Below are 16,400 nucleotides of genomic sequence, written 5' to 3' on the forward strand. Positions count from 1 at the left end.
TGTTCCGAGAACATCATACCAGTTTTTTAGCGTGAAGAAAATACGGAGCCGGTCCGTTTTCTCGCTTCGAGCTGGGCTCGGAAGCAATAACGTAAAATCGTCTCCTGGTCCCGGTGTGATAACTCTTCAAAGCAAAGCGACAACTCTTGTTTGGCCGTCTGTTCATGGATGCGGACGAGGCGGCTCTTGACGCGGAACGTTTGCGGAATACCTCGGTCGTCATCGATATGGAACGAGACAATCATCGTCTCGTCGACAGCGACCGGGGCTCGATTGGCGATGATGCGCATTCCCCCGGCCGAGACGTCGAGTGATGTCGACTCGAACGATGGGAACGCTTGGCCGTCTTCCGCAGACACGGTCACGTGAATCATCTCTGGCACCCGTAAATATTCACGGCGCTGGACTCGTTTGATTTTCTTCTCATCCGGCACTGGGAACGCATAGCGAAGCGTCAACTGCGCATCGCTCACGCGTCTCGACACGACGGTATCAAAGGCGTACAGTTGCTCTTCTCCTTTAAAGAAATAAACACGCATCGATTCGTCTTCGTGCAAGAAGAACGTCTTTAACGTATCCGTTTCACTCGGGGACTCGATCCAGACGACTTGATCGTTAATGGCTGCGATCTTCGTCTTTCCTTCTTTTCTCCCTTCGACTTCCACCCGTAACTCTTGACCTACTTTTAACATGAAACGATTCCCCTTTATTCTATTTATATTGGCGATGATTGGAACGATTGGCGGTACGGACGAGCAATAAGGCGACCATCCATAAGACGACGATATAGACGACAGCCGGAACTTTGTTCATCGGTTCGACGAGCAAGATATAGTCGAACATCCCATGCAACAGCGTGGCCGCCATGACGGCGGTGAACAACCAAAACCGCTCGTGGTTGGAATGTTTGGCCCGGCCGAGACAAAACCCCATGACGACGGCGAACAGCGCGTGGCCGCTCACCGGCAGCACGGCGCGCCAGATCGCGATTTCGATTGAGTCGTACACCCATAAATATAGAAAATTCTCTAACGTGGCAAAGCCGAGTGAACAGGCGACCGCATAGAGAATCCCGTCGTAGTAATCATCAAAGACTTTATGTATGTATATTGTATAATAAATCATGAACCACTTAAAAAACTCTTCTAATAGCGCGGTGGCCACGAACGCCTTCCAAAACGGGCCCACGAGCACCCCTTCTTCCACGAACGCATACTGGACGAACATGATCGGAAAGACGAGAATGGCCCCGGCGACGAACGACCGGATCACATAGCCGAGCGGTTCCGCTTCTAGTTCATGCCGGAGATAGAAGTAGGAAAGAAGGGCGAACCCTGGCGCAACCGCAGACAAGGCGATTGCAATCATGATGCATCTCTCCTTTCTCACGTTAAGCATACACTGAAATAGAGGAAAGAAAAAGTAGGTCACGCCTAGAAATTGGAAGAAACGAACAAAAAAGTTGGAGGTCTGTTATGAATCATTTATTACTCATCCACACCGGCGGCACAATCGCCATGTCCCAATCGGGGTCGGGACATGTCATGCCGAGCGAGGTCAATCCAATTGATGCGACGTTGCCGAAAGCGACGGATATCGCGAATATCACAACGAAACATTTCTCGAACATCCCGTCGCCGCACATGACACCCGAGAAAATGCTCGAGCTCGCCCAATTCATCAATCAACAGTTGACGCAAGACACATATGACGGGGTCGTCATCACCCACGGGACCGATACGCTCGAAGAGACGGCGTATTTCTTACAAATCACGCTCGGCGCGCCGGTCCCGATCGTCTTGACGGGGGCGATGCGCTCGTCGAATGAGGTCGGCTCCGACGGCGAATTCAATCTCATCACGGCGCTTCGGGTCGCCCAAAGTGATGTCGCGCGAGGCAAAGGCGTGCTCGTCGTCTTCAACGGTGAGATTCATTCCGCCTTCAACGTTACGAAGACGCATACGTCCTCGGTCGACACGTTCAAATCGGTCCACTTCGGAAACGTCGGCATGGTGACGAAAGACCATGTCCTCATCTATAGTCAGCCGACGACGAAGCAACCGAAGATGATTTCGACGATCACGAAACGGGTCGCGGTGCTGAAAGTCGTCGCCGGGATGGACCCAGACTTGATTGAGGCGGTACTCGCGCTCGGCTATGACGGGCTCGTCCTCGAGGTGCTCGGTCAAGGTAACGTCCCGCCGTCAATCGTCCCGGCGCTTGAACTGCTCGTCGAACGCATGCCGGTCGTCATCGTCAGCCGTTGCTTCAACGGGATCGTGCAAGACGTGTACGGCTACGTCGGCGGTGGCCAGCAGCTCAAAGAGATGGGCATCATCTTCTCGAACGGGTTGAACTCACAAAAAGCGAGACTGCGTCTCCTCGTCGAACTCGAGTCTGGGTCGTCGCAAGCGGTCATGGAGCACAGCTTTAGTTTCCAACAATGAGTTGGCGACTTGCCAACCGTTTCGTCCTTCCATACAATGAAGGATGAGGTGATTTCATTGAATAAACACGCTATCGTCGTCGGCGCCGGACCATGTGGGCTGTCGGCTGCGATTGAATTGGAACGCATCGGCATCTCGTGCACGATTATCGAGCGCGGCAATATCGTCGATGCCATCTATCGGTATCCGACCCATCAGACGTTCTTCTCGTCTGCTAGTTTGCTTGAAATCGGGGATATCCCGTTCATCTGTAAAGATTTGAAACCACGACGTCAAGACGCGCTCGTCTATTATCGGGAAGTCGTCAGCCGGACCGGTTTAGATGTTCATCCGTTCGAGACGGTCGAAGCGGTCGAGCGGACCGAGGACGGTTTCGTCGTGCGGTCCCGACATGACCGGGACGGTGCCAAAGAGCGTCAGGCCGACTACGTCATCTTGGCGACCGGCTACTACGGACGCCCTCGTCGACTTGACGTGCCTGGTGAAGAGCTTCCCCACGTCGCCCATTACTTCAAAGAGGCGCATCCGTTCTATCGGCAGCGCGTCACGGTCATCGGCGGGAAAAACTCCGCCGTCGACGCGGCCATCGAGCTCGAGAAGGCCGGCGCCCATGTCACGGTGCTCTATCGCGGGGACGGTTACAGTCCGTCCGTCAAACCGTGGGTACTGCCGACGTTCGACTCGCTCGTCCGTCACGACAAGGTGCGACTCGAGCTCGAAGCGGAGATCGTTCGGATCGAACCGCATCATGTCGTCTATCGTCAGCATGGTGAAGAACATCGACTCGAGACCGACCACGTCCTCGCCATGACGGGCTACTTGCCCGACCATGGGCTGTTCGCCGATGCCGGGGTCCAAGTCGATGAGGAGACCGGTGTACCGACGTTCGACGAGTCGACTTACGAGACGAACGTCGACGGCTTGTTCATCGCCGGTGTCGTCGCTGCCGGAAACGATGCCAATAAGATTTTTATCGAGAACGGACGTTTCCATGGCCAAGCGATCGCCGAGACGCTTCGGGAGCGCAACGGTGTCACATTATAAATAAAGAGAGGGAAGACCTGAAACCAGGTCCTCCCTCTCTTTTGTTATACCCAACCGCGGAAGCGCGACGCTTCTGCCATCTTGCGCACACCGACCATATAGGCGGCGAGACGCATGTCGACCTTACGGGCCGACGAGGTATTGTATACCGTATTGAACGAGTGGACGAGCACTTTCTCAAGCTTCTCTTCCACTTCCTCTTCCGTCCAATAGTAACCTTGATTATTTTGAACCCATTCGAAGTATGAGACCGTCACTCCACCGCTCGAAGCGAGCACGTCTGGGACAAGCAGGATGCCACGTTCCGTCAAGATGCGGGTCGCTTCGTTCGTTGTCGGTCCGTTCGCGGCCTCGACGACGATGGACGCTTTGATGTTGTCGGCATTGTCCTCGGTGATTTGGTTCTCGATCGCGGCCGGGACCAAAATGTCGCAGTCGAGTTCGAGCATCTCTTTGTTCGAGATCGTGTTCTTGAACAAGGTCGAGATCGTCCCGAACGAGTCACGACGGTCGAGCAGGTACGGGATGTCGAGACCGTTCTCGTCGTGGATGGCTCCGTACGCATCACTGACGGCGATGACTTTCGCTCCGGCGTCATGCATGAACTTCGACAAGAAGCTACCAGCGTTGCCGAACCCTTGGACGACGACGCGGGCGCCTTTTAACTCGATCCCGCGACGAAGCGCCGCTTCTCGAATCATGATGGCGACACCTTTTGCCGTCGCCGTCTCGCGACCGTGCGAGCCACCGAGCACGAGCGGCTTCCCGGTAATGAATCCTGGTGAGTTGAATTCATCGATCCGGCTATACTCGTCCATCATCCATGCCATGATTTGCGAGTTCGTGAACACATCCGGTGCCGGGATGTCTTTCGTCGGTCCGACGATTTGACTGATGGCCCGAACGTAACCACGGCTCAACCGCTCAATTTCACGGAAACTCATCTCACGCGGATCACAAACGATTCCACCTTTACCGCCGCCATATGGAAGGTCGACGATGCCGGCTTTCAAGCTCATCCAGACCGACAACGCCTTCACTTCGACCTCGGTCACGCTCGGATGGAATCGGATTCCACCTTTCGTCGGTCCGACGGCATCGTTATGTTGCGCACGATATCCTGTGAAAATCTTGGTCGATCCATCATCCATCCGTACCGGGATGCGGACGGTCAACATCCGAAGCGGCTCTTTCAAGAGCTCGTACATCTCTTCTGGATACCCGAGTTTATCGAGCGCCTCGTGTATCACTTCTTGTGTCGATTCAAGGATGTTTTTTCGTTTTTGATGACCTTTTTCTTGATCCGTAATCATGAAGGTTTCCTCCCCTAAATTGTCGATTCTCCCCCAAGAATCAACCTCGTATTCGTTTAAAAGTATATCTGATACGCGCCCAATTTGAAAGGCTTTTACGAAAATAATGAAAGCGTTTTCTAAAACGAAAAAAGAAGGGGGTGCCCCTTCTTACTTTTCAAGTGCGAGTGCGATGAATCGCTCTAACAGTTCACCGTACGAGATGCCGACGGCGCGGGCGCTGTCCGGGAACAGGCTGAGCGGCGTCATGCCAGGCAATGTGTTCGTCTCTAAAATATAGGCGAGCCCGTCTTCTGACACGAGGAAGTCTGAGCGGGAATATCCGCTGCAGCCGAGGGCACGGTGCGCTTGAATCGCGGCCGCCTGAACTTCTTCCGTCAACGCAGCCGGCAATTCGGCCGGACAGACGTGAATCGATCCACCTTCTGAATACTTCGACTCATAGTCATAAAACTCGTTTTTCGGGATAATCTCGATGACCGGGAGCGCGGCTTCGGCGCCATGGTTTCCGAGTACAGGTACCGTCAATTCACGGCCTTTAATATATTGTTCGACCAAGACGGCCGTATCGCAGGCGAACGCTTTGTCGATTCCTTCACGGAGCATCGTTTCGTCCATCGCGATTGTCAATCCGTTCGAAGACCCTTCTTGGGCCGGTTTGACGACACATGGGAATTCACCGCCCCACTCGACGATTTTCGCGTCGATATCGTCCCCTGTCTCGATGAGGACGTCACGGGCGATTCGGATGCCGGCAGCGGCGAAAATGATTTTCGCACGGGCTTTGTCCATCGCGAGCGCGGACGCCAACACACCAGACCCCGTGTACGGCAAGCCCGCCATCTCCAAGAGCGACTGCACGCGTCCGTCTTCACCGTACTTGCCATGCAAGGCGCTGACGACGACGTCGGCTTGAAGCGTCAACAGCTCATTGGCCCGGTCCGGGTGAAAATCAATCGCCACGACGTCGTGACCCCGTTCTTCGAGCGCTTCAATCATTCCTTTACCACTCGTGAGCGACACTTCCCGCTCACCTGATACACCACCATATAATACCGCGACTTTCATCAAATCTCTCCTTCAGCTAGCTACTCCAAAATTCAAGTTTTATCATACCATGTGTCGGCCGAAAACAATAGAAACAGAACGGTAAAAAGCCGTACTTACGCGAACGTATCGTACAGCTGTTTCACGGCCTGTTCAGTTTGAATCGTCTTCCCGTACTCCATCATGACGTACGGACTGACGGTCGTCGTCCGACCGTACTCCGACAAGATGGCGGCCAGTCGTTCTTCCACGTCTGGTTTGAGCACCTCGACAAAGTGCAGATAATATCGTCCCTCGTAATGATAGAACGCTCCGCCCTGCTCGGTGTCTCGCATATGTGGGAACAAGCGAATCGAGGCGTTGATGACGTCCTCGATATCGTCAAATTGATAAATCAAATGATGAATCACGTCGATGGTAAGCCGAATCTCGACTTGCTCTTGATCCGATTCCGCTACGGGCGCATCGACTTTCTGGACGTCGATGACGAGCCCGTCACGGGGAAACATCGTCACGTTCAAGTCGACGGTCCCTTGCGGCATGAAGCCAAATTCCGCTTCCGCCGTCTCAAGCAATTCCCGCCACAGGTCTTGACCGCTCTCCCCCACGATGGTATCGATGGCGATGCCTCGAGTGGATAGGTCGCTCGCGGTCAAATATACCCTTAAATGTTCTTTTGTTTGCTTTTCAAATCTCAAACGAAAACCTCCAAAGAATAATCAATCCTACTTTATAAGCTACTCCCGTTTGTTCGAGCTGTCAAATAGTTGACAACCACTCGGTCCACGCCTCGGGCGTGTCCCCGAGGAAGGCCGATCCGAATTCGGACGCTTGAAGGCTGACCGCGTAACCACCGGCCCCGATGACGAGGTTCGGGTGGTCGGCTTGGATGAACTGCATCGCGTCTTTCAGGCCATCGAGATGTTCTGTCAACGTACATGAGAAAATCAGACACTTGGCATCGATATCGTGCAACGCCTCGTTCAAATCCTCTTTCGGGAATCCCGCACCGAGGAAAATCACGTCATAACCGTATTGGCGTAAGTAAAGCGTCACGAACAAGAGCCCGATCTCATGCATCTCGCCCGGGGCACAGACGCAAATGATGCGCGGCAAAAAGGGATTCATCGGCATTTGGAGCGACAACGTCGACAGGCGGGCACGCAAAAAGGCCGTCGCAAAATGTTCATGCGCAATCGTAATCGTCCCATTCTCCCAACGTGTCCCGATTTCCATCAATAACGGACCGATGATATCTGTCGTAACCTTTTCAAAACTAAACGTATTAAAGGCACGATTAATCAAATCGTGCGCCTTACGTTCATCAAATGAAAGTAACGCCTCGAGCAACCCGTCCATGAGCTCCTCGTCATAAAGGCGGGCAGGCTTCGGCTTCGGGGCTTCATGTAGCTGTTGAATCGCTTGGGACACGGTCAATCCTTCCCGTTGTTTTTCAACGACCCATTTTATCTTCTCGACGTCTTGGTCGGAATACAATCGATGACCCGAATCTGTCCGGCTCGGAACGATGAATTGATAGCGTCGTTCCCACGCCCGAATCGTGGTCGGGTTGACTCCGGTGAGTGACGCGACCGTCTTGATGGAGTACTTCGGCACAGCAGCCCCTCCTTTCCTACTAGTTCTTCTCTTTCAGTATAGACCCATCTGTACGGCTTTACCTGTTTTATTGTGCAAATCTTGTGAGAAATTGGTGAGATTGTGCATATTCACAACCTCGGGCATAAAATCATAAAAAAAATACGACGTTCTCGTCGTATTGTTTAGAAAAAGATGTCGTGACGACCTATATATAAAAATACAAGAATAATGGCAAACATCGTCAGTGTCAGCATCATGGCGAGCGGTCGCTTCAGCCAGTTGTCGTTCAATTTCTCTTTTCGCTCATGCTCTTGCCGTTCAGCGCGAGATGGCAACGTGTCCACCACTTTTTCACGAAGTGAGTCCGCTTGGTTCCGATGTCGCAACGTGTGCCCTCCTTTACCTTTTTTATCATTTTACTATGATATCAATCAAAGGAAAAGATACGAGCCAACCGATGTTTCCAATCTGTCACATTTTTAGACACAAGTTGCTCCGACGGCGGGAACACGATTTCGCCGCAGATGTCACAACAATCGCTTTGCTTGACCGGTTGCTCCGAGAAATAATTTAACAAATAATCGCGCCGACACGTCTTGATGAGGGCATAGTCCATCATCTGTCCGAGTTGACGATACCGGGCCCGCTTTCTATCTTTTACCCAATCCACCGCCTCGGCAAGCGTCCGCTCGGCAAGCATCTGATTCAACAGTCCCCAAACCGGATCTTCCTCGTTCAAGCGCAATAAACGTGGCAACTGGGCCAGGCTCGTGCCATTGTCTCGTTCAAAATAGGCGAGACGGATATCTTTGTCTTTCGGATATTGCTGGTCGATCAAAAACTGTTGAATCCGCTCATCCCCTTCGGCGTATAGCAAGACCGCGAAAGCCGGCTCGCCGTCACGCCCAGCCCGACCAATCTCTTGCATGTACGCCTCGAGCGTGGCCGGGATTTGATAATGAATGACGGAACGGACGTTATCTTTATTGACACCCATCCCGAACGCACTCGTACACACCATGATGGCGACTTCGTCACGTAAAAATTGTGACTGTACAAGGCGCCGGTCCTCGGTCGACATGCCACCGTGATAAAACAAGGCGTCATCGAGATGGAGGGCGAGCGCTTCGGCCTCACGCCGTGTCGCCGTATAGATGACGGCCGGTTTCGGCACGTCGTGGACGAGTTCGCTCAGACGGCGCATCTTATCTTCTGACCCGAGACGTTCCACGATGAGGCGAATCTCGGGACGGTTCGCCGAGTGGACGAACTGCGCCGGCGAGAAGAGCGCCAGTTTCTCGACAATATCTCGTTTCACCGTCTCCGGTGCGGTCGCCGTGACAGCCATGCACTGCGGACTGCCGAGCTGCTTGCGCAGTTCACCTAGGCGCGCATACTCCGGCCGGAACTCATGGCCCCACTGCGAAATACAGTGCGCCTCGTCGACGACGAGCATTTGAATCTTTGTGCGCGCCAGCGCCCGTGTCACATGGGGCACGGCAAGTTGCTCCGGCGATAAATACAAGAAGCGGTACCGTTTCAAATGGTTTAAAATCTCTTGCTTCTCTTCGAGCGTCTCCATCGACGTCAATCGAGCCACCCCACGTTCGCCGCGCTCGCGGATATGGAGCATCTGGTCCTCGATCAGTGACAAGAGCGGCGAGACGATAATCGTCAAGCCGTCGTTCTTGATATAGGACGGGAGTTGGAACGTCAATGACTTCCCGGCCCCGGTCGGCATGATGGCGAGCACGTCTTGTCCCTCAGCGACCGCGTCGATCACCTCGCGCTGTCCCGGACGGAAACTGTCATAGCCGAACACCCGCTTCAACGTCTTCTCAAACAAATGTCTCACCTCGTTTCAATCGTGCGAACACCAATCGGATTTGATAATAACTGATCCCGTCGATTTGTTCAAAAATCGGTTTGAGCGCCCAGCTCGATTCGTCACGCAGTTGCTCGACTTGCTTGATTTGCTCGAGCGGAACAAATTGATCGAGCGGAAATTCGTCTAAATACATCGCCATCTCGACGACGTGGTCTTCAATCGTACTAGTGCGCAACCGCCGCTGTGACTGGACTTGTTGGAACGATCGACCGGCCAAGAACTGTTCATACGACCCTCGCGCCGATAAGGTCATCCGTTCACTCGATAAGCCGTGGGCGAATCCTAACAGTTTCGCATCTCGCGGCAATTTCCAGAGGAGCGCATTCCACCCGGCCAAGAAGTAGAGCCGGGCCGTCCGTGCATCGACGTCGAGGAGGGCCGCGATTTGTTCATACGTATACCCGGTCTCGAACGCTCCCGTGAACCTATAAACGACGGCGGTCGCATAAGGGTCGCCGATGTCTTCAAGCGCCGTCTCGAGCTCGTGATGGAAGCTTTGAATCAACGGTCGCCATTCGCGTTCGGTCCGCACGATTTGTTTGACCCAACGTTCGGCCAGACGATCGGCCTGGACCGGATAAAACGTCCGCTCATGCTCGAGCGACATGAACGTCTGCACGAACAGGCTGAGCCGTTTCCATGTCATCGTCGTATAGTCCCGGTACTCGCCGCCGAGACGGTCGAACAAGTCGCTGACGGCCTCGGGCGAAGCGAGCATGGACCCGGCTTCGGTCAAGGTAAAACTCGAGCGGTTGAGCCAACCTCGCTTCTCGAACGAGGCGAGCAGTTTCTCATAGTCGTACTTCGTGTAGGGGAACAAGCCAAAAATCGGTTCCAAATCATAAAAAAAGGCATCTTGCAGCGTCGTCGCCGATCGTTTCCCGTTCAACACATGAAACAAACTGCGCTCGCTACGTTCACCTTTCAAGCGTTGGATGGATAGTAATAACACCCCGTCCGCTAAATGAACCATCGTTCCACCTCCTTGTTAAAATTATGCTTCCAAAACGTTATTCGTTTCCTCATTGAAATATTTGGGTATGTAGACTACAATTACTCATAGTCAGTAGAAAATCATTTCTATGCAGAGAGACGAAACGTATGGAGGGTTACAAATGGCAAAATTTACGATTGTTGATAAAGATACATGTATCGCATGTGGGGCCTGCGGAGCAGCTGCCCCAGACATCTTCGACTATGATGACGAAGGCCTCGCGTTCAACTTGATGGACGACAACACGGGTACGATTGAAGTCCCGGATGAGTTGTATGAGGACTTGATGGACGCCTTCGAGGGCTGCCCGACCGACTCAATCAAAGTCGCAGACGAATCATTCGACGGCGACGCACTCAAGTACGAATAAGGGAGACATGTGTGCCATCTCGGCGCACATGTCTTTTTTTAACGTGTCGCTTTGCGGAAACCGGCCTCCCGCGCCTCTTTCTCTGTACAGAACATCTCTTCCGGGATCGTGCGCTCATAGCTCGCCCCGCCCGGAACGTGATAAATCTTCTCTCCGTCCCGATTGATATTCCCTTTAATGTCACATCCATCCGTGTCTCGTTTCGGCTGGGCCGGCTCGGTCGCCTCGTGGTCGAACCCGTTGCCGGTCACATAATCCTCGAGACTCCAAATCCCGAGCAATTCCTGACGCGCGGCCTGTTCGACGTCCCGGAACGCATCGATGTGTTGCGTGTTCGGCGCGTATACATAGGCGACGCGCGCCAGACCGCGACGTAACAATTCCTCGTTCAGCATCGCATCATCGTACCAGACGTAGGCGAGTGTCCGTTGATAGCGATCGTAGCGCCCGACGTCATACTCCAGTGTGATCGTATCCCCTTCTGGTAGCCAACGCTCGACGAATGATTTTGCATCTTCTCCGAACGGTTGTACCGGCAACGTCGGATGACTCGTCTCTGGCGTATCGACGAGCAAGAGGCGAATCGATTCCGTCGCCCCGTTCTCAAACTCGACTTTGAGCGTATCCCCGTCGATGACGCGGTCGAGCGTGACCGTCTCAGTCTTGCCGAGCGGCCGTGCGACTTGTTGCGTGACCGACGCCGACGGAAAGTCGGCCTCGAGTTCGACGAGCGACTCCGGCGGGTCGATTTGTTCAGCGAACCAGTCATCGACTGAGCAGCCTGCGAGCGAGATGCTCAGCACGACGGCAATCAGCAGTTGCCACCATTTTTTCAATTGTCTCACCTCTACACCAGTATAACAAAAAAGGTTGTTTGACTTAAGCGTCAAACAACCTTGGTGAAACGGACATTTGTCCTTTTGGTGATTAGCGTTTCCCTTTAATATATGGGATACCGACCGATTTCGGTGCATCCGCACGTCCGACGACACCCGCGAGGGCAAGAATCGTAAGCGCATACGGTGCAATCAAGAGCAACACTTGCGGCACGTTGCTGATGACCGGCAAGTTACTGCCGATGATCGACAACGCTTGGGCGAAACCGAAGAAGAGGCCGGCTCCGAGCGCGCCGAGCGGGTTCCACTTCCCGAAGATCATGGCGGCGATGGCCAAGAAGCCTTGACCGACAATCGTAGTCCCACTGAAGTTCGTCGTGACCGTGACGGCGTAGACCGCACCGGCGAGACCGCCGAACGCACCTGAGAGCATGACGCCCATGAAGCGCATTTTCGTGACGTTGATTCCCATCGTGTCAGCTGCCATCGGGTGTTCCCCGACCGAGCGGAGACGAAGGCCGAACGGCGTCTTGAAGATGACGAACCAGACGACGAACGCGAGCGCGATGGCGATGAACGACGTGTACTGGACGTTGATGAAGAACATACGAAGAACCGGGATATCCGATAAAATCGGCACGTTCTCTTTCGCAATCCGAAACTCGATGAAATCGGTCTGTCCTTTGTTGTAGAGGACACGGACGACGAAGATGGCGAGACCGATCGCAAGCATGTTGATTGCGACCCCGAGCACCGTTTGGTCAGCACGCCAAAGGATGGCCGGCACTGCCAAGAAAAGTGAGAAGAGTGCGCCGACGACCATGGCGACCAAGAGCGAAATCCAAGGACTGAGACCACCAAGCCCCATCTCCGTCAACGTGAGCGTCGTGATGATTCCCGTGGCGGCACCGATGACCATGATGCCTTCCAAGGCGATGTTGACGACACCCGAACGTTCACTGAAAATGCCGCCGAGCGCCGCGATGATGAGTGGAGTCGCATAGGCCAACGCGACCGGAACGACGATATAGAGGACTTCTAAGAAGCTCATTTTTTCTCCACTCCTTTCTTACGATTTCCTTTGAATTTGTCAATCACGTAGTTGAACGCATAACCAGACGCCACGAAGATGACGATGGCGGCGATGATGACTTTGACGAGCTCGGACGGAATGTTGGCGCCGAGCTGCATCGCGAGTCCACCGATATTGAGTCCGGCGAACAAAATGGCTGCCAAGACGACACCGATGGCCGTGTTCGCACCGAGAAGGGCGACGGCAATCCCATCGAATCCGACCCCAGTGAACGAGGCACTGAGCGTCATCCCGTTGAACGTACCAAGACCTTCCATCGCTCCAGCGAGTCCAGCGAACATACCCGAGATGACGAACGATAGGATGATGTTGCGATTGACACTCATACCTGCGTATTGCGACGCGTGTTTGTTGAAGCCGACGGCCCGAAGCTCATAGCCGAGCGTCGTCCGTTGCAAGATGTAGTAATAGACGATCGCCGCGAGCACAGCGATGAGGACACCCCAGTGCAAGCGTGAGAACTGCGTCATTTCTTGAAGCCATGGCGACGCGAGCGACGCCGACTCGTTGATTGACTCGGTCCGTTCGTTCGTTACGCCGATGACGCTACGCAAGATCGCGTTCGTCGTGTACAAGGCGATATAGTTCATCATGATTGATGTGATAACTTCATGAACGTGGAACTTGGCTTTCAAAAAACCAGGGACGAACGCCCAGAGCGCTGCCGCGAACATGGCCGCGAGAAGCGCGAGCGGGAGGTGGATGAACATCGGTAAATCAAAGTTGATTCCGACGTAAACGGCTGCCACCCAACCGATTAACACTTGACCTTCGACCCCGATGTTGAAGAGACCGGTCCGGAACGCGAACGCGACCGCTAAACCTGAGAAGATGAGCGGCGCTGCGGCACGAAGTGTTTCTCCGATTGCATATGGGCTTCCGACCATACCTTCGAACAATGACGAGAACCCTTGAATCGGGTCATAACCGCCAATCAGCATGACGATTGCCCCAACGAGAAGTCCCATCAAAATCGACAAGAGCGGGATGAGCAGTCGATTGAATCCTAACTTATTCATACTGTTTCTTCTCCTCTCTTACCGCCGGCCATCAAGAAGCCGAGTTCTTGCTCGGTCGTTTCTTTCGGATCACGAATCCCGACAATCTTACCTTCATATAAGACGGCGACTCGGTCCGCGACGTGTAAAATCTCTTCGAGTTCGAACGAGATTAAGAGGACGGCGCGTCCTTTCTCACGTTCTTTGATGAGCTGTTCATGAATGAACTCGATTGCACCGACGTCAAGTCCACGCGTCGGTTGGGCCGCAATCAACAAGTCAGGTGACCGGTCGACTTCACGGGCGATAATCGCTTTCTGCTGGTTACCACCTGATAAGGCACGGGCCGGCACATCGACCGATGGAGTTCGGACGTCAAACTTCTCAATCAACGCCTTCGCTTTTTCAGCCACAGCTTTATAGTTCATCAAACCACGCTTCGAGAACGGCTCTTTGTAATACGTTTGGAGGACCATGTTGTCCCGAATCGAATAGTCGAGGACGAGTCCGTGTTTATGACGGTCTTGCGGGATATGACCGACGCCAGATTCCGTCACTTTACGTGGCGTGAACCCAGTCACGTCTTTCCCATTCAACAATACTTTTCCAGACTCCGGTTTCTTCAAGCCTGAGATAGCTTCAATCAACTCGGTCTGTCCGTTTCCATCAATCCCGGCGATTCCAAGAATCTCTCCTGAACGAATCTGTAAATCCAAGCCGTCGACGGCTTCAAGCCCGCGACTGTCTTTGACGACGAGTTTTTGCACGTCGAGGACGACTTGCTGTGGATCTGCCTTGGAATATTCCGCATCAAAGTTAACTTCACGCCCGACCATCATTTCAGCCAAACGGTCTTCATTGACCGTCTCATCGATATCGACGGTGCCGATATAACGTCCGCGACGGATAACCGTACAGCGGTCGGCCACTTGCATGATCTCTTTCAGTTTATGCGTGATCAAGATGATCGATTTACCTTCTTCGATCAAACGCTTCATGATTTGAATGAGTTCTTGAATCTCTTGTGGCGTCAATACAGCGGTTGGCTCGTCAAAAATCAAGATTTCAGCGCCGCGATAGAGCGTCTTCAAAATTTCGACACGTTGTTGCATCCCGACCGAGATGTCCTCGATTTTAGCGTCCGGATCAATGCGGAGACCGTATTGTTCCGAGATCTCCATAACTTTTTTACGCGCCGTGGCCCGGTCGACCGTCAATCCACTCTTCGGCTCTGAGCCGAGGATGATGTTCTCGGTCACCGTGAACTTCTCGACGAGCATGAAGTGTTGGTGTACCATACCGATCCCAAGGTCGTTGGCGATGTTCGGATTCTCAATGTTCACTTTCTCCCCACGCACGCGGATCTCCCCGCCTTCCGGCTGATAAAGACCGAACAGGACGTTCATGAGCGTCGATTTTCCGGCACCATTCTCGCCGAGCAACGCATGAATCTCTCCTTTGCGCAATTGGAGGGTGATATTGTCGTTGGCAACGAACGTTCCGAACTCTTTGCGAATATTGAGCATTTCAATTACATATTCCAAGAAAGTCCACCCCTAACTTTAAGTAAAGGGAGACCGCATGGGTCCCCCCTAACTCAATGAATTATTTTACTGTTTTCATGAACTCTTCGAACTCAGCGTCAGTCGCTGGAGCCGTGATGTCTCCGTCGATCAACTGTGTGCGGTACTCTTCAACTTTTGTGAGGACGTCAGCTGCAACGTTCTCATCAGATGTTTCAGCAATCCCTACTCCATCGTCTTTCAAAGAGAACTCAACGATTTCGCCTGCAGGGAATTTATCTTCCATTGCAAGTTTCGATACTTCGTAAGTAGCCGTGTCAACACGTTTGACCATTGAAGTAAGCGTTACGTTTTCTGGAAGACCTTCTTCGTATTGGTCACGGTCAACACCGATGACCCATACATCTTCGCCGTTCTTCTTACGGTTTTTCGCTTCTGTGAATACCCCTACCCCAGTACCGCCTGCTGCGTGATACACGATATCAGAACCTGCTCCGTACATACCTGAAGCGATTGCTGTACCTTTTTCAGCTGAGTTGAAGTCTTCAGCGTACTTCACGTCAATTGTTGCATCCGGGTTAACGGCCATGACGCCAGCTTTATAACCGTTCTCGAACTTCTTGATCAAGTCAGACTCAACGCCACCGACGAATCCAACTTTGTCAGTTTTCGTAGTGAGACCAGCGACAACACCGACGAGGAACGAACCTTCTTGCTCTTTGAACGTGATCGATGCGACGTTCGGTGCATCAACGACCATGTCGACGATTGCGAAGTTGTTGTCTGGGAACTGCTCAGCAACTTTTTGGATGTCTTCGCCCATCAAGAAGCCGATTCCGTAAATCAAGTTGAAATTATCGCGTGCCAATTGTTGCAAGTTAGGCTGATAATCCGCTTGCTTTGAAGATTGAAGATATTTGAAGCCTTCGTTCTCAGTCAAGCTGTTGTCTTTCCCGAACTTCGTAAGACCTTCCCAAGCTGATTGGTTGAACGATTTATCATCGACACCGCCAGTATCGGTTACCATGGCTACTTTGAAGTCGCTGCCTTCGCCGCCGCCTTCGCCGTTTGAAGCACCTTCATTGTCATCCCCGCCACATGCTGCGAGTACTGTTGAGAGTGTGAGACCTGCTGCTAAAGCTGAGAGAATCGTTTTTTTCTTGTTCATCGTCGTGTTTCCCCTTTCGGATCATAACAATTAAGGTTGTCATGTCATCAGTAGTCTTTACACCGGTATAAGAAAGCGCT

The 16,400-nt window shown here is 52.9% G+C and carries 17 protein-coding genes; 3 read left to right on the forward strand and 14 right to left on the reverse strand.

Annotated features, from left to right (window positions below; genetic code table 11):
• Positions 1-26 precede the first annotated feature (26 nt).
• Together KNP85_RS00880 and prsW are read right to left on the reverse strand one after the other, a co-directional pair.
• The gene (locus tag KNP85_RS00880) at positions 27-692 is read right to left on the reverse strand and encodes a flagellar brake protein (RefSeq protein ID WP_214800844.1); all 666 of its coding nucleotides are present in this window, start codon (positions 690-692) and stop codon (positions 27-29) included.
• Positions 693-711: 19 nt separating this feature from the next.
• Positions 712-1,368, reverse strand: coding sequence for a glutamic-type intramembrane protease PrsW (gene prsW, locus KNP85_RS00885; protein WP_021067187.1), 657 nt, complete (start codon positions 1,366-1,368; stop codon positions 712-714).
• Between the two features lie 107 nt (positions 1,369-1,475).
• Between prsW and KNP85_RS00890 the strand changes: the two genes are divergently transcribed.
• Positions 1,476-2,447: an asparaginase gene (locus tag KNP85_RS00890; RefSeq protein WP_021067186.1), complete on the forward strand. Its 972-nt coding sequence runs from the start codon at positions 1,476-1,478 to the stop codon at positions 2,445-2,447.
• A 36-nt stretch (positions 2,448-2,483) separates the two neighbouring features.
• Complete coding sequence (locus KNP85_RS00895; RefSeq protein WP_214800938.1) at positions 2,484-3,491, forward strand: YpdA family putative bacillithiol disulfide reductase; 1,008 nt, start codon at positions 2,484-2,486, stop codon at positions 3,489-3,491.
• Positions 3,492-3,535: 44 nt separating this feature from the next.
• Here the strand turns inward: KNP85_RS00895 and KNP85_RS00900 are convergent, their stop codons facing one another.
• The 7 genes from KNP85_RS00900 to KNP85_RS00930 all read right to left on the reverse strand — a co-directional run bounded on the left by KNP85_RS00900 (position 3,536) and on the right by KNP85_RS00930 (position 10,311).
• On the reverse strand, positions 3,536-4,804 hold the full coding sequence (locus KNP85_RS00900) for a Glu/Leu/Phe/Val family dehydrogenase (RefSeq protein WP_021067184.1): 1,269 nt from the start codon (positions 4,802-4,804) through the stop codon (positions 3,536-3,538).
• Between the two features lie 150 nt (positions 4,805-4,954).
• Positions 4,955-5,872 carry a D-alanine--D-alanine ligase gene (locus KNP85_RS00905; protein ID WP_214800846.1) on the reverse strand — a complete coding sequence of 306 codons (918 nt, stop codon included), beginning with the start codon at positions 5,870-5,872 and terminating at the stop codon, positions 4,955-4,957.
• 95 nt (positions 5,873-5,967) lie between these two features.
• Entirely contained in the window at positions 5,968-6,549 is a 582-nt protein-coding gene (locus KNP85_RS00910) for an adaptor protein MecA (RefSeq protein WP_021067182.1), read from the reverse strand.
• Between the two features lie 61 nt (positions 6,550-6,610).
• Positions 6,611-7,468 (reverse strand): MerR family transcriptional regulator, encoded by an 858-nt coding sequence (locus KNP85_RS00915; protein ID WP_021067181.1) that lies wholly within the window; start codon positions 7,466-7,468, stop codon positions 6,611-6,613.
• A 164-nt stretch (positions 7,469-7,632) separates the two neighbouring features.
• Complete coding sequence (locus tag KNP85_RS00920) at positions 7,633-7,836, reverse strand: hypothetical protein (RefSeq protein WP_021067180.1); 204 nt, start codon at positions 7,834-7,836, stop codon at positions 7,633-7,635.
• Between the two features lie 41 nt (positions 7,837-7,877).
• Positions 7,878-9,305 carry a RecQ family ATP-dependent DNA helicase gene (locus KNP85_RS00925; RefSeq protein WP_031200191.1) on the reverse strand — a complete coding sequence of 476 codons (1,428 nt, stop codon included), beginning with the start codon at positions 9,303-9,305 and terminating at the stop codon, positions 7,878-7,880.
• Positions 9,289-10,311, reverse strand: a complete 1,023-nt coding sequence (locus KNP85_RS00930) for a YpbB family protein (protein ID WP_021067178.1) — start codon at positions 10,309-10,311, stop codon at positions 9,289-9,291. Before KNP85_RS00930 ends, KNP85_RS00925 begins: the two co-directional genes overlap by 17 nt.
• A 142-nt stretch (positions 10,312-10,453) precedes the next feature.
• On the opposite strand from KNP85_RS00930, the gene KNP85_RS00935 reads away from it, so the two are divergent.
• Entirely contained in the window at positions 10,454-10,702 is a 249-nt protein-coding gene (locus tag KNP85_RS00935) for a ferredoxin (protein WP_021067177.1), read from the forward strand.
• A gap of 38 nt (positions 10,703-10,740) precedes the next feature.
• Here KNP85_RS00935 and KNP85_RS00940 read toward each other — a convergent pair whose 3' ends face one another.
• The 5 genes from KNP85_RS00940 to KNP85_RS00960 form a co-directional block, all read right to left on the reverse strand.
• Positions 10,741-11,547: a thermonuclease family protein gene (locus tag KNP85_RS00940; RefSeq protein WP_214800847.1), complete on the reverse strand. Its 807-nt coding sequence runs from the start codon at positions 11,545-11,547 to the stop codon at positions 10,741-10,743.
• 82 nt (positions 11,548-11,629) lie between these two features.
• Positions 11,630-12,589, reverse strand: coding sequence for an ABC transporter permease (locus tag KNP85_RS00945; protein ID WP_021067175.1), 960 nt, complete (start codon positions 12,587-12,589; stop codon positions 11,630-11,632).
• A complete protein-coding gene (locus KNP85_RS00950) occupies positions 12,586-13,650 on the reverse strand; it encodes an ABC transporter permease (RefSeq protein WP_021067174.1) in 1,065 nt (354 codons plus the stop codon). Before KNP85_RS00950 ends, KNP85_RS00945 begins: the two co-directional genes overlap by 4 nt.
• A complete protein-coding gene (locus tag KNP85_RS00955) occupies positions 13,647-15,173 on the reverse strand; it encodes an ABC transporter ATP-binding protein (protein WP_021067173.1) in 1,527 nt (508 codons plus the stop codon). Before KNP85_RS00955 ends, KNP85_RS00950 begins: the two co-directional genes overlap by 4 nt.
• Positions 15,174-15,234: 61 nt before the next feature.
• Entirely contained in the window at positions 15,235-16,320 is a 1,086-nt protein-coding gene (locus KNP85_RS00960) for a BMP family lipoprotein (RefSeq protein WP_021067172.1), read from the reverse strand.
• Between the last annotated feature and the right edge of the window lie 80 nt (positions 16,321-16,400).

The sequence above is a fragment of the Exiguobacterium sp. s194 genome, assembly GCF_018618275.1.
Taxonomy (GTDB): domain Bacteria; phylum Bacillota; class Bacilli; order Exiguobacteriales; family Exiguobacteriaceae; genus Exiguobacterium; species Exiguobacterium chiriqhucha.